The sequence below is a fragment of the Mucilaginibacter flavus genome (genome assembly GCF_030409315.1).
Taxonomy (GTDB): Bacteria; Bacteroidota; Bacteroidia; order Sphingobacteriales; family Sphingobacteriaceae; genus Mucilaginibacter; species Mucilaginibacter flavus.
Genome location: NZ_JAUFPS010000041.1, coordinates 1 through 21,127, shown reverse-complemented (window position 1 = coordinate 21,127; position 21,127 = coordinate 1). Strand labels below are relative to the sequence as shown.

Genomic DNA, 21,127 nt, shown 5'->3' with positions numbered 1-21,127 from the left:
AAATCGGTTTAGTTAATTGGTTAATAAAGCATAAATACCGTTACGCCTTTTTGTAATAAAAGGGAGCAACATATAGTTGCTCCCTACGCATCGGCAATTTATAAATTAATCAGGTTCTTATTTTTTATCTAACAGTTCAATGCTGTAACTAAAAGCGGTGGTTTGCGCATGCACCCTATACTGCTCTAACGGCCGCGGACCGCAACCATATGAACCAACACCCAATGTTTTATGGCTGATGCACAACACTGTTCCTTTGCTTTTTGGCAAATCAATTTTATACTCCACATCCGTCATTTCCTCATCGCTGTAAGGTAAAGCGGTTACCTGGAACAGGTCGCCCTCTTTTTTTACAGATAGGCCCAAACCTTTTGCAGATGTTACATTTGCCCACCTAACATCCTCATGGTTACCGCAATCCATCGGTTTTTCATAAGGGGTAAGCTGCTGGGCTATGCTGCTAAAGTAATGCCCAACATCAAAACCGCTTTTCCTGTCACCATAGTTTTCCATCGGGCCACGGCCAAAGTATTCAAACTTATTAAGGTCTTCCTTCAAAAACATGCGTACGCCTAACCTTGCTAAAACCAATTTAGCGTTACCGTCAAAGCTCATATTATTGTCTGCCTTAATGGTGCCGTTGCTATTAATAGTATATGTTACCTGGTGATGAACAACAAAGCCATTTTTACCTGTACCGGTAAGGTTGGCTTTAATTTTCACATCACCGGTGGCAAGCTGGGTAGCTTTTACATCGTCGGCTTTCCAGGCTATTTCTTTTAAACCGTATTTAACCCAATCATCATAAGCCCACATATCATCTTTACGGTGCGGCGCGCGCCATAAATGCAAAATAGGGCCACCGTTGTCTCTCAATATGTTTTCGCCATCTTTTTCCATTTTTGAGAAAGTACCTTTCTCCTTATCAAACTCCAGGCTAAAACCGCTGCCTTTTACTTTGATATCATCTTTTGAATCGGTTAAGGTTAGCTTGCCGGTACCCGGTTGTACCGTAGCAGCAAGGATAGCAATTGGCAATTCCAATTGCTGGGCAGCAACTTCAAATCCTTTTTTGGCCCAAAGTTTATCGGTAGCCAAATCAAATGATACCCTTAAAAAATATTCGGCACCTGGTTTTGGTGTAATGTTATAGGGGATTTTTACATTCTGTTCCTGGCCTGGTTTAATTTCGTTTAAGGCCAAATTGCCAGATGATATGGTGGTACCATTTTCGGTTACTTCCCATTTAGCTGTTAAACCATTAAGGTTGATAAACTGGTAACGGTTTTTGATGGTAACTTCGCCATTTTTTAAATCTTTGGCGTGAATGCTTATCCACTGATAGGCGTGTTTCAGTTCGGGGTAATGAGGTTTCAAAGAACGATCTGAAAACACAACACCTTTATGAATAAAGTATTGATCATTTGGATACTCACCAAAGCCGCCGCCAAAAGCGGTGATCGGGTGTTTAGGATCGCGGTTGTTATAGATACCCTGATCCTGCCACTCCCATATCGCGCCGCCCAATAGCTGCGGATATTTATCAAACAAATCATTATAAATATCTACCGAACCCATGGAGTTAAACATAGCGTGCGCATATTCGCACAGGTAAAACGGCTTGGTTAGCGTTTTATCGTTGGCATGTTTTTCAAGATTTTCTACATCGGTATACATTTCGCTGTCCATATCGGCAGGATTATTATTGCCGATACCGAAACCCTGATAATGCGTTGGGCGGGTTGAGTCGATACCTTTAATCACCTTTAATATGGCACGGAAATTTGAGCCACCGCTGCCGCACTCGTTACCTAACGACCAGATGATAACCGACGGATGATTTTTAAAATTCTCCACGTTGGCAACGTTCCTGTCAATAAGCGCCGCTTTAATCCTTGGTTCTTCGTTAAACTCGTCCCATGCGCCATGGCTCTCCAGGTTAGCTTCGGCAACCAGGTAAATACCATATTGGTCGCAAAGTTCATACCAGCGCGGATCGTCGGAATAGTGGCAGGTACGTACATGGTTACAGTTAGCCTGTTTAATAAGCACAATATCCTGTATCATTTGCTCCTCGGTAACCGCATGGCCATCATTTGGCCAGTTTTCATGGCGGTTAACGCCTTTTAGTTTAATAGGCACGCCATTAACCAAAAACAAACGTCCTTTAATCTCAATGGTTCTGAAACCGGTGCGTGATGATATGGTTTCTACCGCCTGCCCTCCATCGGCAATTTTAACAACAGTGGTGTAAAGCTTTGGCGTTTCTGCAGTCCATTTTTGTGGATTACTGACGTGGAAGGTAGCATCAACTACCACTTCTTCGCCGGGTTTTAATGCTGGGATAGCTTTTTTGGTGGTTGCACCGGGCACAGGTACCAAACCATTGTATAAGGCTACATCCAATAACCTGGCTTTAACCAGTGCGGCACCATAGTTTTTTACTTTGGCCGATACCACTACATCAGCATCTTTGTATTGATTATCAAGGTTGGTTTTTACAAAGTAATCCCTGATATGCTCCTGCGGGGTACTCCAAAGGGTTACGTTTCTGAAAATGCCGCTTAAGCGCCACATATCCTGATCTTCCAGGTAGCTACCGGTAGTAAATCGATAAACTTCTACTGCTAAAACGTTCTTGCCGGGTTTTACATATTTTGTTAAATCAAATTCGGCGGCGTTGCGGCTGTTAACACTGTATCCAACTTTCTTGCCGTTTACCCAAATGAAGAAACCCGCGTCGACACCATCAAAGGTGATAAATACGCGTCGTCCGTTCCATTCTGCCGGAAGTGTAAAATCACGACGGTAGCTGCCTACCGGATTTCTTTCTTTAAAGGCGGTATATTTTTCGGGCGGGGTGCTCATCACCCTCGGGAAATCCTTTTGAAAGATGTAGGTAAAGTTACTGTAGTATGGTGTACCGTAGCCCTCTACCTGCCAGTTTGATGGCACTTTAATATCTTTCCAGCCCGATACATCATAACTGGTTTTGTAAAAGTTAACCGGGCGCTTTTGAGGCCAGTCAACCCAGTTAAATTTCCACAAACCATTAAGGCTCCTGCTGAATGATGATGCATGCCTGTTTGCCGCCAGTGCCTCCTTTAAAGACGCGTAGGGCATTAATGTTGCATGGCTGGCTTCTTTGTTGATACCGATATTTTCGGGATCTTCAATTTCTTTTGGCACAAACGCGGTATCTGTTTTTGACAGTCCATCATTTGCCTGCTGCTGAAAACCAAAACTTACAGCATAGTTAAAAACAAAAGCCATGGCTAAAAAGCCTTTAACAATTTGTTTATTAAATTGGGATTGGTACATAGGTATTAAAAATAATTGATTAGTTTAAAAAGGTTAGCAGTAGATACGAAGGCAAAGAAATTAAAAATACCGAAGCGATAATTGTCATCTTGTACATATTTATTAACCTGGTGTGCATTTCAATTACCGTTTATCAGATTATCCGGCATATAAATCCATTTTTGTGAATTGGTACTTTTTTGTAGCTAAAACCATGGTAAACACCTTAATTTGGCTGTTTAAACAAACCCAATTATCAACCTGGGAAACCCTTTTCATGCAGGCCAGAAAAAAAATGAACTTTTAAAATTTAACACAAAAACAGTAGTATACATGATTAGGCAAAACCTGTGCGTAAAAGATAGAAATATGGTTATAAGAATCCTGTTCTTTATTTTAATTTGCTGCTTCTCACCATACAAAACCCTTGCACAAGCATACCCTTATAAATTCAACTACCTTACGGTTGATGATGGCTTATCGCACACCGATGCCAACGACATTGCCCAGGATAAACAAGGCTATATTTGGGTAGCTACTTTTTTTGGACTGGATAGGTTTGATGGATACACCATAAAAAAATATTACAACAGCAATACTCCACTCAACAACGCCTTTAAAAACAGGATAAGATGTATTTACCCTGATGACGAGGGTAACATATGGCTTGGTACCGAAGATGGTCTGCAATATTTTGATCCGCGGTTAGAAAAATATACCGATTTTGATGAAGCCGGTAACAAGTACGCCCCCATGTTACAAAAAATTTACAAGCCGGCTGGCAACCTGCTATATGGTTTTACGGGCGATCGTGTTATCGTGTACCTCATTAAAGGCCACACCATAACCATTCAAAAACTGCGAGTACCACAAGGACTAAGTTTTTCTGATATGGTAACCGATAAAAATGGCCTTATTTACCTTACCAGTAACAAGGGGCTTTGGACGCTTGATAAAAACCATCAATTTAAAAACGTGGTTATAAACGCGCTGCCCAGCCAAAACTTAAGTCGCGTTTATTTTGATAACAGGAATAATTTACTGCTGGCCGCGGGTAATAAATTATTTCTGCTGGGCCGGGAAAGCGCGGCAGAAAATAACACCCCTACAGGCTCATTTACCTTTATTAAAGCGTATACTACCGCCGATAACCGGGAAATAAGAAACATTACCGAGGCGGGCAGTTCTGATTATTGGTTAAGTACAGGCTTAAATTTAATAAGATTAAATGTGGGCCTTAACTTTGTGCAGTTAGTAAATAATAAAAGCTCGCAGAGGAGTTTAAATTCAAATTCGATATCAAAAATATTCATCGACCGTTCGTGTTGTTTATGGGCAGGCACTTTTGGCGGCGGCTTAAACTATTGCGATTTAAACGAAAAGCTTTTCTACACCTTACAACATAACCCCGAAGACGGAAACTCTTTAGCTGGTAATCATATCCGGTCGGTAATAGCCAATGGCGATGAAATTTGGATAGGCACTACCGCAAATGGGCTTAATCGGTATAATTTAAAAACTCAAAAGTTTACTTTTTATAACACCTATAATTCGCCGGTAAGGCTGAAGAATGATGTGATCTCCGCTTTAACGTTTGATAACGATCATAATTTGTGGATCGGTAGCGCTCATGGTATCGAAATTTTAAAATCTAATGGCCAGGAACTTTGGCGCCCCCCTGGTTATGATCAGTTTCCGGGTTATGTGATAGATACTTTTACTAAGGATTATTACGGAAACATCTGGTTTGGCAATCACCAGGATAAGTTTGGCGTAATATGGCCCGACGATAAAAATTATTATCATGTAAAATATTACGGCGAAGGTTTTTTCATTTTTGCCGATACCAATAAGCCACAACTGTTAATTTCAAGCACGCATGGCTTAAAAAGACTATTGATAGATAAAGAAGGCAACGTAACTAAAAGCTTTACTTACCGGGCATCGGCCAATGCCAATTCTTTAAGTTCTGATTATACCTATCCTATTTGCAAGCAAAACGATAATACTTATTGGATAGGTACTATTGGTGGCGGGCTTGACAAGCTTACGCTGAAACCTAACAGCGACGATTATTCCATCAAATCATACATGGGCGCTTATGGTGTTTTTAATGATGTGGAAAGCATGGAGATTGACAACGCCGGCAACATCTGGATGGGTGGCAACGGGTTAGAATATTTTGATCCTTTAACAGAGAAATTAATCCGTTACGATAAAAATGATGGCCTACAAGGCAATAGCTTTAAAGTGGGCTCATCTTTTAAAGGTGCAGACGGAAGGCTGTATTTTGGGGGTATCAACGGGCTCAATTATTTTTATCCCGACCAGATCAGGTCAAATAAAATTGAAGCCCGGCCGGTATTAACCGATATTTTGATCAACAACCAAAAACCTGTTTACGGCAACCCCGACTCCATGGCAAATGCCATCTCCCAAACCATAGGGCATAATGAAAAACTAACGCTCAATCACCTGCAAAACAATTTCGTTATCTTTTTTTCGTCGATGCATTTTGCCAATCCCTTAAAGTGTAAGTACCGGTATAAACTTACCAGGTACGATAAAGACTGGAAATATACCGATGGCAAAAACCCCAGCGCCGCCTACAGTAACCTCGACTATAGTAGCTACCAGTTTATTGTAGAAGCCACCAACAATGACGGTATCTGGAGTAAACATCGTGCCGAAACCGCCATAATTATTACCCCGCCGTGGTGGAAATCGGGCTTTGCCAAAGCAATTTACCTATTGCTCATTCTCTCGGCCCTTACCGGTATTTACATTTACCAGGCCCGGTGGTACCGTTTAAAAAGAGAAATTGAAGTAAGCGGCATTAATGAAAAGAAACGCGAGGAAATGCACAAACAACGCGAGGACCTGTACCAGCAGCAACTCATGTTTTTTACCAACGTATCGCACGAGTTCCGGACGCCGCTAACGCTGATACTTGGTCCGCTTGAAAGCCTCATCAGCCAAAACAAAAACCCGGCGCTTGATTACTCCTACCAGTTAATGTTCAGGAATGCCAAACGGCTTATTAACCTCATCAGCGAATTGATGAACTTTAAAAAGGTAGCGGATAGTATTATTAAGCTACAGGTACAGCCCCTGGGTGTGAACCAGTTTTGCAAAGATATGGCATGGGAGTTTCAAAACCTATCGGTTAATAAAGGTATCAGCTTTGAAATGACCGACCATACCGTTAACCAAACCCAGCCTGTAACTGGCTATTTTGATGTGCAGGTATTGGAAAAAATTCTTTTTAACCTTTTAAATAACGCTTTTAAATACACCAATACCGGCGGCAAGGTATCGTTTGATATCTTTTTTGACATGGATAAGTTTACGCCCGCCTTTAATACAGGCTTTGAACTGCTAAACAACGATCATCGTGCAAAAAGATACATCTATTTCCGTGTAGCGGATACCGGCATAGGCATCTCCGGCGAATCCATCACCCGTATTTTTGACCGCTATTACCGCATCAGCAAAAATCATTTAGGCTCAGGTGTGGGCCTGGCGCTGGTTAAAAGCCTTACCCAACTACATAAAGGCGATATTTATGTTTACAGCGAGCGCTATCAGGGCACCGAAATTATTATTGGCATACCATGGGGAGAAGAAAATTACAATGAAGCCGAAAAAGGCGCATCGCGCACGGAAGTGGAAACACAGCTTGAGGTTATTGATAATGCCATACTACTCCCCCTACCCAACCAGGATGATAACGGCGCACAGCAAACTTCAAAAAACCGCAAACATATTTTACTGGTTGAGGACAACCAGGAGTTGCGTACCTTTTTGAAAAAAGCGTTTGAAAACTATTATACCATTTATGAAGCGGAAGACGGAAACGCGGGAATTGAAATAGCTATAGCCAAGGTGCCGGATATGATTATCAGCGATGTAATGATGCCGGGTATGAATGGTATTGAACTTTGCAGGCTGGTGAAAGATACATTTGAAACCAGCCATATTCCTTTTATCATCCTATCGGCCAAAGACGCCTTAGATACCAAAATTGAGGGCATGGAATCGGGAGCGGATTTTTACTTTGCCAAACCTTTGAGTGTTGATCTTTTACTGCTAACCGTTAACAATATATTTGAGCAAAGCGAAAAGCTAAAACAACGGCATACCAAAGATTACCTGGCAGACGCTACGGAATTGGTTCACTCCGAAAAAGATAAAGAGTTTTTCCTGAAACTGGTAACGCTGATTGAAACCAATATGCAGGACCCTGATCTTGACGTCGATTTTTTATGCAAACACCTGTATTTGAGCCGTACCAAGCTTTATCAAAAAATAAAGAGCATTTCAGATCAGTCGGTAGGCGATTTTATACGCACCATCAGGCTCAAAAAAGCCATCCAGATTATGACTCATGAGGATATTGCCATGAACGAAGTAGCCGATAGGATTGGCTTGCAAAGCAATTCAAACTTTTCAAGAGCGTTTAAAAAGGAATACGGAAAATCGCCGATGCAGTTTATGCAATCTCTTAAAAAAAATTAGTGGCAGCGCTTGTTAATTAATAACAGTGCTGCCACTAATCTATTTTTAACCTGCTATTTTGTTGTACTAATCAACAACTCTTTGCCTTCCTTCAGCGCCTTATCGGTTATATAATAGTCGCTAATTTTGGCCCCGTCGTAATTGATAGAACTTATCTTTTTCCCTGAGTTTTTCTTGAGGATGGTAAACTTTTTATTGTTATCCAAGGTAAATTCCACCTTATCAAACAGCGGTACCGATACAATGTACTTAGGATCGGCCGGAGAGAATGGATAAAAGCCCATGGCATTAAACACATACCATGACGACATTTCGCCGGCATCATCCATACCCGCGTACGCCAGTTTATCTTTACCCATATCGTAAAAATGGTTCATGATGCTATCCAGCAGCACCTGCGATTTTTGCTGTTTGCCAACAAAATAATACAGAAAGGGGTAACTATGATCTGGCTGGTTGCCCTGGGTGTACTGCCCTATAAAGCCCGAGATATTATAAACCTCGTATCCTTTCCAGGGAATGCTAAACAATGAATCGAGTTTTTTTTCAAAAGCGTTATTGCTCTTATACAAGCCAATGAGGCCTTTCACATCATGCGGAGCAAAAAAAGACGACTGCCATGCGTTGGCTTCACGGTACATATATTCATAGTAAGGATAATATGGATCAAAATTTTTAACCCAGCTTCCATCTGCCAGCCTGCCCCGCATAAAACCGGTAGACGCGTCAAATACGTTTTTGAAATTGCAGGTGCGCTTCATCAGCATTTTATAGTTGGCGGTATCATCAAGCGCTTTGGCAAGCTGCGCAACGGCATAATCATCATAAGCATACTCCAATGTTTTGGTTACCGCGGCTTTGGTTACCGTTTCGGTAACTGGTTTAGGCACATCAAGCTCGGCTATGTAACCTTTGGTATTGTACTCATCAACATATTTGCGGGTGCCTTCAACAGTAGCGTTCTTTAACATCATGGCATAAGCGGTTTTTACATCAAATCCCCGCAACCCGCGCAGGTATGAGCCGGCTATAAATACCGATGCGTGATCACCATGGAAAAATGTGGGCATAAAGCCGCTCCTGGCCCCTTTATCAATTAACGACTGAATTACATCGGCAGTAACCTTTGGCGATACCAGGCCTAACAAAATCAGCTTATTGCGATAATCGTCCCAAAGGGATGGTTCGGTATAATAATTGAACCCCTTGTTTACCACGTTGCCGCTTTGATCGGTAAAATCGCCGTTAATATCGCTGCGCAAGGCAGGCCAAAGGAACGAGCGGTATAAGCAAGAATAAAATATCCCTTTTTGTCTTTCGGTACCACCGGTAACGGTAATTTTTGATAAAAGCTTAGTCCATGTTTCGGTAGCCTCGGTCCTAACCTGGGTGAAACTTTTGCCCAGCATTTCTTTTTCCAGGTTTTCCTTCGCGTTTTTTACGCTCACAAATGAAAAACCTATCTGAATTTCCAGCGGTTTGGCCTCATCCGTAAAATTTACCACCGGAACAATCTTAGCGTCTTTTTTCAAAGAATCTATTTTTTTAATCTCATGATTGGCAACAGCGTAGAAATACATTTTCTCGCCGCATTGCTGAAATCCGGTGAAAACGTTTTTGCCCTCCTGGCTAATGTTCCAGCTATGTACCCTTTCATTAGCCATACCCAGGTCCGCTATCAGCTTTTTGCTTTCACCGGGTTTAAAGGTGTATTTATGAAAAGCGCAACGCAGGGTTGATGTTAATTCGGCGTTAATGCCATAGCGGTTCAGATAAACCTGGTAATACCCCGGATGTGCCGATTCATTTTTATGACTGTAGCCAGACTTATAATCATCTGCCGCGAGGTTGCCAGTGGCAGGCAACAAAGGAATGTTACATAAATTCCAGTGCCCCTTGCTAGTATGGGCAAAACCATAAATAACGGTATCTTCATACTGATAACCCGAGCCACTGTGAAATTGCGTTACCGGGGTTAACTGCACCATAGCGTTAGGCAGGGACGAACCCGGAAAAACCTCGGCGCCCCAAACGCGGTGCGTTGGCGTAAACCCAGCGTCCTTAGCATCCCACACCGTAGCCGTACCCAGCAATGGGTTTACATATTTAACCGGCGATTGCTGCGCCCTGGTTACGCCTATGGAACATAAAAACGAGGAAATAATAAGAACATGTTTCTTCATAGAATAGAATTGTAGGTAGTGTATATTGGTTTGATAAAGTAGTTTAAGATAAATGTTACGCTTTTGCGGTTGCGCAAATAAGCAATAATAACATTTTGGGGTGTTATGTAATTATGCATATTTTTTGACGCAACGTACATTTGTAAACAATCATACTGTACTACTTGCAGTAAAGGCACCATCTATTGCAAATTGCTCCTCAAGATATGAACCGATACCTGCAACAGCAACCCCTACAATCCTGAACGTCGCTACCCCTATTACCACCCGGCTAAAATCATCGACACCGATGTGCCAAGATTTGTCGACCGAAACTTTTTTTTGAGCAAAATGATCTTGATTTATCATAAAAACCGCAATCGATTGCGAAAAATATTGCAAAAGCCTGTTTTTACCCCGTTTTATAGCCGTAATTAATCTATTATTTATCTTTTATTAATACCGGCCTCTTCTTTTGTACACCAGTATTATTAACCAATTATTACGTCTGCGGGGCAGCCTTAGCCCTTTAGACGGTGTACACCAAACCAATTAACCAATGTATAACAACAAGCTTCATCCGCCTTGAGCGTGGTGCATTAACGCATCATTAATTACCCTTACCCAGGGTAACAAATTCCAATTAACCCTAACCATTAACAGAGAGACAATATGAAAAAAATTAAATACTTACTTCTACTTCTCCTCCTTTCGCCGCTTGGTTTGTTAGCCCAGCAAATCTCCATCAGCGGGAAAGTGATCGACTTAACTGATGGGTCGACACTGCCGGGGGTGAGTGTAAAAATTAAGGGCACAACAGCCGGAGCCGTTACAGATATAAGCGGCAAATTCTTGATTGTAGTGCCCAACTCGGATGCCGTTTTACAATTATCATACATAGGCTATGTAACCCAGGAAATAGCGGTTAAAAATATCAAGGATGGTGTTATAGCTTTAACGGCAACTAACAAAAGCCTTGATGAGGTAGTGGTTGTAGGCTACGGCGTACAAAAAAGAGCCACTGTAACCGGCTCCATTGCAACGCTGCAAAGCAAAGAAATCATCACCACCAAAAACGAGAGTGTTGTAAACATGCTAACCGGTAAAATACCGGGCATACGCGTTGTCCAAACCACTGCCGAGCCAGGATCTTTTGCCAACAAGCTAAACATCAGGGGCTACCAGGGCTTGCCGCCATTGGTTGTTATTGATGGGGTAATTGCCGGCAACGACCAGGCCATTATTGCCAAAATGGACCCGAACGAAATTGAAAACATGTCGGTACTGAAAGACGCCGCCGCTTCAATTTACGGTATGCGTGCCGCCGGCGGTGCTATTTTGGTTACCACTAAAAAAGGTGGCAAAAACGGCAAGATCAATGTAAACTATTCGGTTAACAACTCCATCCAAACATTTTTGGGTATGCCCGAAGGTGTAAACGCTGTTGATTACATGATGCTTACCAATGAGAAAGTTAAACGCGATTTTGCCAATAACTTTGTAGCCAATGTAACGCCGCAATATTCATATGCCGATATCCAGCCGTATTTGAACGGCACACGTAAATCGGCAGATTGGTCGAGCCTGGTTTTCAGGAAAACAGCCAACCAGATTGAGCACAACCTGAATATTGATGGTGGCAACGATAAAATAAGCTACTTTTTCAACTTTGGTTACCAAAAGCAGGATGGTGTTTTTAAAACCGGCGATTTAAATTACAACAAGTATAATTTCCGCTCCAACGTTACGGCTACCATAACCAAAGGCTTAAAGGCACAGGTGTTAACATCGGCCTATATGGATCAAAAAAATCAGCCATATACCGATGAGTGGACGGTATACAAATACACCTGGAACCAGATTCCTATTCACCAGATCTATGCCAATGACAACCCGTTGTACCCGGCTGTGATGGACGATAACATGAACCCATCCATCATTACCGACGATAGCAAAGTAGGTTTTAAAACGAGTAAAAATAAAAGCATCACCAGCCAGTTAAACTTTACTTACGATATCCCAGGCATACAAGGACTTACTGCCAAGGCTTTATTTAACGTTGATTACGGCGTTAATGATTTTAACCAGATCAAAAGAGCATACTCACTGTATACCTACAGCGCGGCCGATAATACTTATATCCCCAGCCTTGTAAACTCGCCATCGGGCATTACCCGTGCTTATTACACGCACTTTAATACCCTTAGCCAGTTAACATTAAGCTACCTGCACACTTTTGGGCAGGATCATAATGTGAATGCTACCATTGGCTATGAGCAAAGCCACGAAACTGCCGATAACTTTAATGCCTACAGGGATATTGAAATTCCGGTAAACTACTTGTTTGGCGGGTTGCAAAACTCCAACATGTCGGGCGGGATGGATGCCGGCGCTTTATCAGATCGTGCCCACCGGAGCATCATCGGCAGGGCTAATTATGATTACAAGGGTAAATACCTTGCAGAGTTCAGCTTCCGCAGAGATGGTAACAACCTTTACAAACCCGGTGCCGATCAATGGGGTTTCTTCCCCGGTGGCTCTGTGGGTTGGGTTATCACCAAGGAAAAGTTTTTCAGTAACCTTGTTTCAGACCGTATCCTATCCAACCTGAAAATAAGGGCATCTTACGGCCAGGTGGGCGATGAAAGTAACGCGCAGGCTTTTAACTACGTTAACGGCTACACCTACCCCGTAAACACCTACATTTTTGGCGCCAGCGCCGTAAACGGATCGGCCCCCAAATTGGGGAATCCTGGGTTAACCTGGTCTGTAAGTACCATCAAAAACATCGCGTTGGATTTTGGACTGTTTGGTGGCAAAGTGGATGGTACAGTTGAGGTTTTCAGAAACGACAGGACAGGATTACCAGCAACACCCGCGGTAGCCTTACCGGGTACAGTAGGTGCCGATGTACCGCAAATAAATTACAACAGCGACAGGGTGCAAGGTTTAGATTTTAGCCTATCATACCGTAATACCTTTGGCGCTTTGGGCGTAAATGTTACCGGTAATATTGGTACCACCCGGTTGGAACGTATTAAAGTTTTAGAAGGCGGCGCGGGCAACGAGTACCTGGCCTGGAAAAACAGCCAGACAAACCGTTACCAGAACATTTGGTGGGGACCGGAATATGCCGGCCAATTTACCAACTATAAACAAATTTATAACTACGGCATAAATACCGGCGGTGGCAACAACAACGTAGTACCCGGCGATTATTATTATAAAGACTGGAATAACGACGGTGTTATTGATGATAAAGACAGCCACCCTATTGCAACCAATGATATCCCGTTGTACAATTATGGCCTTAACATTGGCTTAAGCTACAAAGGTTTTGACATGACGCTGCTTTTGGCAGGTGCTGCCGGTGTTTATGTACAATACGGCGAGCAGTTTGCCTCACCGCTAATGTATGGCCGAAGCGCGTTAACCCGTTTCCTGGATAGCTGGCACACAGCCGATCCGAACGCTAACGTGTTTGATCCTAATACGCAATGGGTACCCGGCTTTTACCCGGCTATGGGATCACCGGATGCGCAGGGCACCAAGGCCATTCAAAACGCCAGTTATTTGCGCATAAAAACGCTTGAGTTTGGTTACTCGTTATCTCCTGCAACATTAAAAACCATAGGGATCAAAAAGCTGAGAGTTTATGTAAACAGCTACAACCTGCTAACATTTACCGGCCTTAAAAATTACGATCCGGAGCACCAGGGACCAAACCCAACCGATGGCGGCAACTTTGGCGTAGCCCTTGGCGGTTACACCTACCCAATGAACAGGACTTTTAATGTGGGAGCTAACGTTTCCTTTTAAACCATTTTACACATGAAAATTATAAACAAATTAGTTATAGCAATAGCTGTTACCGTTGGCGTTTCGGTAACATCCTGCCAAAGGCTGGATATACCGCCAACCAATATAGTTACCCCCGATATTATATATAGCAGCGAAGCGGGCGTTAAGTCGTTTTTAGCTACTATATATCAAAACCTGCCTATTGAGGATTTTAAATTCAGACCCGATGCGGGCGGCGGTATCAGAACTGGATCAAACGATTGGGAAAACTTTTATAACGAGGCATCATGTATCGGTGAGGAAGTTGGCCCCTTTGGTGGCATGGATATAGCAGGTGGCTTTGGCTACTGGCCATACGGCGATATCAGGAACGTAAACACCCTGATTGCCGAACTGCCTAAGCATGTTTCAACCCTAAGTCAGCCTACTGTCGACGCGCTTTTAGGCGAAGCGCACTTTTTAAGGGCCTACTATTATTTTGCCATGGCAAAACGTTATGGTGGTATACCTATCATCACTACGCCACAAGATCCCGCCGCTCCCCTATCCCAACTGCAGGTGCACCGCGATAAAGAGCAGGCTACCTGGGATTTTATTGCTACCGAACTTGATTTAGGTTATAAAATGATGCCCGAAACAAGCGATGCCGGCAGGGCAAACAAATATGTTGCCGCTGCACTAAAATCGAGGGCCATGTTGTATGCTGCCTGTGTGGCTAAATATGGCTCGGTAAACTTTGTAGACGGCCAGGCACGCTCATTAGGACTGGTTGGTATCCCCGCAGACCAGGCAAGTAAATATTTCCAGGCCGCTTATGATGCAGCCAAACTGCTTGATGGTAAATACAGTCTTTATAACGCCAACTCAGATAAAGTACAAAACTATGTGGATCTGTTTTTGAAAAGCGGCAGCCCCGAAAACATTTTCATAAAACAGTACTCCATAGCCAACCATACAGCTCATAGCTGGGATGCCACTATGTCGCCACGCTATTTTACAGCCAACGCGCTTTCGCGCTCATACCCGACTTATGATTTTGTTAGCCTTTGGGGTGATTTACAGGTGACCAATGCCGATGGTACACCCAAACGTTTTGATAACCGCGCGCAATTGCAACAAGGCCTTGAGCCAAGATTGCTGGCTACGGTTTATTTCCCTGGCGCAACTTTAAGAGGTTTAACCTTTGATATGCAACGCGGCATTTACCCGTCATTTAGCGGTACAGCAGCTGCCGAAGTGGCCAAACAGCCAAACTCACGCTCATATATACTTGCCGGCGATACTAAAACACTGTACAACGGTAAACAGGTAATTGGCTTTACCGGCCCGTGGACAGGCGGCGACGAGTTAACCCGCACCGGTTTTTACGTACGCAAATATGTTGATTACAACAAACCACAGGCCGCGGTTGACCTTAACCGCAGCGAACAACCTTGGATTGACTTGCGCTACGGCGAAATATTGCTGAACCGTGCCGAAGCAGCGATGGAATTAGGCAACACAGGGGATGCGTTAACCAGCGTAAACCTGATCAGGACCCGCGCCGGTGCAACCCCTTACGCTTCTATCGACCTGGATAAAGTACGTAAAGAAAGACGTATGGAGCTTGCTTTTGAAAACCAGTACTACTGGGATTTAAAAAGGTGGCGCACTGCCGATGTAGTACTTGACCGTGCCCACTTTAAAGGCCTGATGCCCTACTATGTATTTAATGAAAACAAATACATTTTTATGGTAGAGCCAGAATTATTTAACCGCGAATACACCTTTCAGAAGCAATTTTATTATGAAGGAATACCAGGCGACCAAATTGGCAAGAACCCCAATTTGCTCCCTAACAATCCTAATTACTAAGACTTAAAAATTTAAGATATGAAAAAACTAATTAATATAATTTTGGCGGGCGTAGCTATAATGGCAATTTCTGCCTGCACAAAAATTGATAATTACGATGGGCCGAATGCTTCATTCCAGGGTAACATCATTTCATCCGAAGGCGGCAATCTGCTTACTTCGGGCGGTAGTGTTACCATCAAATTACAGCAAATTGGATGGACAACGCCGCAAACCATCCCAAGCAAATTTGATGGTACGTTTGAGGATAGCAAGCTTTTTCAAAGTAACTACAAGGTTATCCCTACAGGTGGCGCTTTTTGGCCTATATATGATACCGTTGTAGTAAAAATTGGCAAAGATACCCGGCACGATTTTACTGTTACGCCATACATCGTTATCAAAAACTTTAAAACGGCTTTAAATGGTACAACGCTTACGTTAACCTTTAATATTGTTGCGCCTATTGCTGCAGGCCTACCAACTATTAAGGATATCCAGCCTTATGTTAACACTACCAAACTGGTGGGCGCAGGCGCATCCATCCGCGATTTTTCGGACGTAAACGCCATCACCATCAACAAGGAGTATACCGATATGAGCGATGCTGATAAGGCCATCACCCTAACTATTCCAAACCTCATTAAAGGCCGTACATTTTTTGTGCGAGCGGGCGTGCGCTTAAGTGATAGTTACAATAGCTCCAATTTTTCGGAAATAATACAGGTAGATGTTCCTAAATAATTTAACCTAAAACCAACAGGAAAATGAAATTTATTAAAGCAATGATGGTTTGTTCCATCTTTATAGCAGCCTTTGCACTCGGCAGCTGTAAAAAAGAGAAATACATATCAAGGGATACATCTGGCTTAAAACCACCGCCACCGGTTGATACCACCAAACCACCGGTTGTTGATACATCCGTTGTAATTGACAACGCCGATAAACTCGATGGCTGGTCGAGCGCCGGTGATCCTTCATTGGCAACAACCGGGCAAAAAGAGGGAACCGGCTATATCAAAAACAGCATTAAAGCCGGAAGCGACTTTATGCAATTTATTAAAACCCTACCCGCCCCGGTTAATACCAAAGTAAGCCTTACCACAGGCGAGCTGGAGTTTTGGTTTTATGTTCAGGATGTATCGCTATTGAAGTTGGATGGGCAGATACAGTTTAGCAGCTCCGGCGACCCAGATAAAAACCGTATTGGCTGGGCCATGGACAAAATTATCCCAACCCTCAAAAACGGCTGGAACCACCTGGAACTTAAATTTATTGACGGACAAACAACAAGCGACGGTGGTCCGGATTTAAAAGCGATGAACTTCTTCAAGATGTTCTTCTGGAGCGCGGCCAAGGCAACTGCAGATCAGCAATACGGCATTGACGATATCAGGGTGGCAGCCGTACCGCCGCCTGCTGATGTTGTAATAGATAACTGCGATAGCAAAGATGGTTGGTCGAGCGCCGGCGATCCTATGCTGGCCACATCGGGACAAAAAGAAGGAACCGGTTATATCAAAAACAACATTACAAGCGGCAATGATTTTATGCAGTTTATTAAACCCCTTGCCGCGCCGATTAATACCAACGAAACCATTGCCACAGGCGAATTAAAATTCTGGTTTTATGTTCAGGATGTTTCCCTGCTAAAATTGGATGGTCAAATACAGTTCAGCAGTTCGGGCGATCCTGATAAAAACCGTATTGGCTGGGCCATGGATAAAATTATACCAACGCTCAAAAATGGCTGGAACCACTTAGAGTTAAAATTCTCTGACGGGCAAATAACCGGCGATGGTGGCCCTGATTTAACGGCGATGAACTATTTTAAAATGTTTTTCTGGTCGGCAGCAAAAGCCACAAGCGATCAAACTTACGGGATTGACGATGTGCGGGTTGGAGCCAAACCATAACGTTAAACATCCCCTAAAATCAATACAATTAATTTACAATAACACCAGGGAGAAGCTATTCTTTCTGGTGTTTTAACTAAAACCAATGAAAATCAAACAGTTATTGAATATCCACCGGAAAGACCAACCAACACGCTTTTTTAGCATTATAATTACAGGCCTGGCCATGATGGTTTCATCACACGGCATTGCCCAGGAACAGCAGGCAACATCAGTTGGCAATCCATTTGTTACCGATATGTTTACCGCCGATCCATCGGCACATGTTTGGAAAGACGGGCGGTTGTATGTTTACCCTTCGCATGATATTGCCCCGGCGCGCGGCTGTGATTTGATGGACCGCTATCACGTTTATTCAACCGCAGATATGGTACACTGGAAAGATCATGGCGAAATCCTAAACGCCAGCCAGGTTGAATGGGGACGCCCCGAAGGCGGCTTTATGTGGGCACCGGATTGTGCTTATAAAAACGGTACTTACTACTTCTATTTTCCGCATCCAAGCGGTACAGCCTGGAACAGTACCTGGAAAATTGGCGTGGCCACCAGCAAAAGTCCCGCAAGCGGCTTTAAATCACAAGGCTATATTAAAGGCCTCGAATCGATGATTGACCCCTGCGTGTTTATTGACGATGACGGCCAGGCGTACTTTTACTACGGCGGCGGCGGTACCTGCAAAGGCGGCAAGCTTAAAGCCAACATGACCGAGATTGACGGCGAAATGAGCAAAATGGAAGGTTTGGAAGATTTTCATGAAGCCAGCTGGGTACATAAACGCAATGGCATCTATTATTTATCCTACTCCAATAACCACGATGTTAATGGGAAACATAATCAGATGTGTTACGCCACCAGCAACAACCCGCTTGGCCCCTGGACTTATAAAGGCATCTATATGGATGCTACCGATAGCTATACCAACCATGGCTCTATAGTAAAATTTAAAGGCCAGTGGTACGCGTTTTATCACAATAGCTCCATCTCGCACCAGGATTGGCTGCGTTCCATTTGTGTAGATAAGCTTTATTATAATGCCGATGGTACTATCAAAAAAGTTATACCGGGCGGCCCCATTAAAGGTAAATAACTATGAAATACAGAGCATTTCATAAGTTACTGATAGTGTGTTTGCTGATTGCCGCGACAAGCTGTTCTAAAAAAAGCAATAACGCAAAAGATACTCCTCCGGTAGTTATTGAAGATCCCAATGGTGATGGTTTTAAAAACCCGTTTGTCACCAGCATTTACACTGCCGATCCATCGGCACATGTTTGGGCCGATGGCAGGTTGTACGTTTATGCATCTCACGATATCGACCCGCCAAGAGGTTGCGATTTAATGGATAAATACCACGTTTTTTCTACCGACGATATGGTGCATTGGACAGATCATGGCCAGATATTGCAAGCCAGCGATGTGGATTGGGGTCGCCCGGAAGGCGGCTTTATGTGGGCGCCCGATTGCGCTTACAAAAACGGCACCTACTACTTCTACTTTCCGCACCCAAGCGGTACCGAATGGAACACCACCTGGAAAATTGGCGTGGCAACCAGTAAAAGCCCTGCAAGCGGCTTTAAATCGCAAGGTTATATCAAAGGGCTGGAGTCGCTGATTGACCCCTGCATATTTGTTGACGATGACGGGCAGGCATATTTGTACTACGGTGGCGGCAACGTTTGTAAAGGTGGCAAGCTTAAAGACAATATGATGGAGCTTGACGGCGATATGAAAACCATGACTGGCCTTACCGATTTTCACGAAGCCAGCTGGGTGCATAAGCGCAACGGTGTTTACTACTTATCATATGCGGATAATTTTAACGAAGCCGGTAAGTATAACCGCATGCGTTATGCCACCAGCAACAGTCCGCTTGGCCCGTGGGAGTATAAAGGCGTTTACATCGACCCAACAGATAGCTTTACAGATCATGGCTCTATTGTTGAGTTTAAAAATCAATGGTATGCCTTTTATCATAACAGTTCGCTTTCACATAACGATTGGCTGCGCTCCATCTGTGTAAACAAATTGTATTACAACGCCGATGGCACCATTCGCAAAATTATCCAGACAGATTTAAACGGCACTAAAAAATAAATACATCAAAAAACAACGCAATGAGGACAAGATTTAATGTATTACTAATTACAGCAGTTGTAGCAGCAAGCTACGGATGCTCCAAAAAGAACAGCGGCGGCGATCAAACACCGGTAACGCCTGTGGATACAACCACCAAACATACGCCATCGCCGGTTGGTGATGTGGTGGGTAAAGTGGTAGTTGGTTACCAGGGTTGGTTTGCCGCCATAGGCGATGGATCGCCGATTAACAGGTACTGGCATTGGTCGCAAACCTGGGAACAGCAGCCCTCACCTACCAATAAAGCGATTTCGGCATGGCCCGATGTGCGCGATTATACTACTACCTTTCCTACCCAGTTTGCCAATTTGGGCAACGGGCAACCTGCCAATGTTTATTCGTCCTTCAGCGATCAAACCATTGATGTGCAGTTTAAATGGATGAAGGATTATGGTATAGATGGCGCGGCCCTGCAGCGCTTTAACCCAAGCGGGTTAGAAGGCCCGGTACGTGATGCCATGGCAGCCAAAGTAAAAACCGCCGCCGAAAAAAATGGCGTTAAGTTTTACATTATGTACGATGTGAGCGGTTGGACCAATATGCAAACCGAACTTAAAACCGACTGGACCAACAAAATGTCGGCTTACACCTCATCAACCGCTTATGCAAAACAAAACGGTAAACCCGTAGTGTGTATATGGGGTTTTGGTTTTGCCGATGATAACCACAACTTTACCGCCGATGCCTGTATTGATGTAATCAATTGGTTTAAAAGCAAAGGCTGTTATGTAATTGGCGGCGTACCTACCAACTGGCTTAACCAGGTTAGCGATTCGAGGCCCGATTTTTTGAAGGCGTATAAAACGCTTAATATGATTTCGCCCTGGATGGTTGGTCGTATTGGTAATGCCAATCAATCAGATGGATTTTATGTGAACACCAACAAGGCCGATCAGGCTTATTGTAACGCCAATGGTATTGATTACCAACCCTGCGTATTACCGGGCGATATATCGGCTCATCAGCGTGCCCATGGCGACTTTATGTGGCGTCAGTTTTACAACATGACCAGGGTTGGCGCCCAGGGACTTTATATATCGATGTTTGATGAATATAACGAAGGTAACCAGATAGCCAAAACGGCCGAAAGCATGGATTTTATCCCTGCCGGATCGGGTTTTGTACCGCTTAATGAGGATGGTACCGCTTGCTCATCTGACTATTACCTGCGCTTAACCGGCGACGGTGCCAAAATGTTCAAAAAGATAATACCCCTTACCGCAACACGCCCTACCAAGCCGACACTTTAATTTTTTTAGCTGCTATAAAAAAGCCGCCAGATCAGTTGATTTGGTGGCTTTTTTGTGGCTGTTATTTAAATCGCTATTCTTTCGCGGGTTCCCCTGCCTAATGTTGATCGAAGTCTCCCGACTTCGATCTGTCTCGTCCTAAAAAAAGTTTACAGTTTTTAGATTAATCCTGTAATGAGTTTACAGGTTGATTTGTGTCCTGAATTAGCTT

General features: G+C 43.5%; 11 protein-coding genes. 8 read left to right on the top strand and 3 right to left on the bottom strand.

Annotated features, from left to right (window positions below):
* Positions 1-117 precede the first annotated feature (117 nt).
* Positions 118-3,321, bottom strand: a complete 3,204-nt coding sequence (locus QWZ17_RS19465) for a glycoside hydrolase family 2 TIM barrel-domain containing protein (protein WP_290306971.1) — start codon at positions 3,319-3,321, stop codon at positions 118-120.
* Between the two features lie 348 nt (positions 3,322-3,669).
* Between QWZ17_RS19465 and QWZ17_RS19460 the strand changes: the two genes are divergently transcribed.
* Positions 3,670-7,818: a hybrid sensor histidine kinase/response regulator transcription factor gene (locus QWZ17_RS19460; protein WP_290306970.1), complete on the top strand. Its 4,149-nt coding sequence runs from the start codon at positions 3,670-3,672 to the stop codon at positions 7,816-7,818.
* 53 nt (positions 7,819-7,871) lie between these two features.
* Here QWZ17_RS19460 and QWZ17_RS19455 read toward each other — a convergent pair whose 3' ends face one another.
* Together QWZ17_RS19455 and QWZ17_RS19450 are read right to left on the bottom strand one after the other, a co-directional pair.
* Positions 7,872-10,001, bottom strand: a complete 2,130-nt coding sequence (locus tag QWZ17_RS19455) for a GH92 family glycosyl hydrolase (protein WP_290306969.1) — start codon at positions 9,999-10,001, stop codon at positions 7,872-7,874.
* A 150-nt stretch (positions 10,002-10,151) separates the two neighbouring features.
* A complete protein-coding gene (locus tag QWZ17_RS19450; protein ID WP_290306968.1) occupies positions 10,152-10,382 on the bottom strand; it encodes a hypothetical protein in 231 nt (76 codons plus the stop codon).
* A 270-nt stretch (positions 10,383-10,652) separates the two neighbouring features.
* On the opposite strand from QWZ17_RS19450, the gene QWZ17_RS19445 reads away from it, so the two are divergent.
* From QWZ17_RS19445 to QWZ17_RS19415, 7 genes are all read left to right on the top strand, one after another.
* Entirely contained in the window at positions 10,653-13,799 is a 3,147-nt protein-coding gene (locus tag QWZ17_RS19445; protein ID WP_290306967.1) for a SusC/RagA family TonB-linked outer membrane protein, read from the top strand.
* Between the two features lie 12 nt (positions 13,800-13,811).
* Entirely contained in the window at positions 13,812-15,635 is a 1,824-nt protein-coding gene (locus tag QWZ17_RS19440; RefSeq protein WP_290306966.1) for a RagB/SusD family nutrient uptake outer membrane protein, read from the top strand.
* An 18-nt stretch (positions 15,636-15,653) separates the two neighbouring features.
* On the top strand, positions 15,654-16,358 hold the full coding sequence (locus tag QWZ17_RS19435) for a DUF3823 domain-containing protein (RefSeq protein ID WP_290306965.1): 705 nt from the start codon (positions 15,654-15,656) through the stop codon (positions 16,356-16,358).
* 23 nt (positions 16,359-16,381) lie between these two features.
* Complete coding sequence (locus tag QWZ17_RS19430; RefSeq protein WP_290306964.1) at positions 16,382-17,530, top strand: hypothetical protein; 1,149 nt, start codon at positions 16,382-16,384, stop codon at positions 17,528-17,530.
* 85 nt (positions 17,531-17,615) lie between these two features.
* A complete protein-coding gene (locus QWZ17_RS19425; RefSeq protein WP_290306963.1) occupies positions 17,616-18,617 on the top strand; it encodes a family 43 glycosylhydrolase in 1,002 nt (333 codons plus the stop codon).
* 2 nt (positions 18,618-18,619) lie between these two features.
* Positions 18,620-19,624, top strand: coding sequence for a family 43 glycosylhydrolase (locus QWZ17_RS19420; RefSeq protein WP_290306962.1), 1,005 nt, complete (start codon positions 18,620-18,622; stop codon positions 19,622-19,624).
* A gap of 20 nt (positions 19,625-19,644) precedes the next feature.
* Positions 19,645-20,916 carry a glycoside hydrolase family 99 protein gene (locus QWZ17_RS19415; protein WP_290306961.1) on the top strand — a complete coding sequence of 424 codons (1,272 nt, stop codon included), beginning with the start codon at positions 19,645-19,647 and terminating at the stop codon, positions 20,914-20,916.
* The last annotated feature ends 211 nt before the right edge of the window (positions 20,917-21,127 follow it).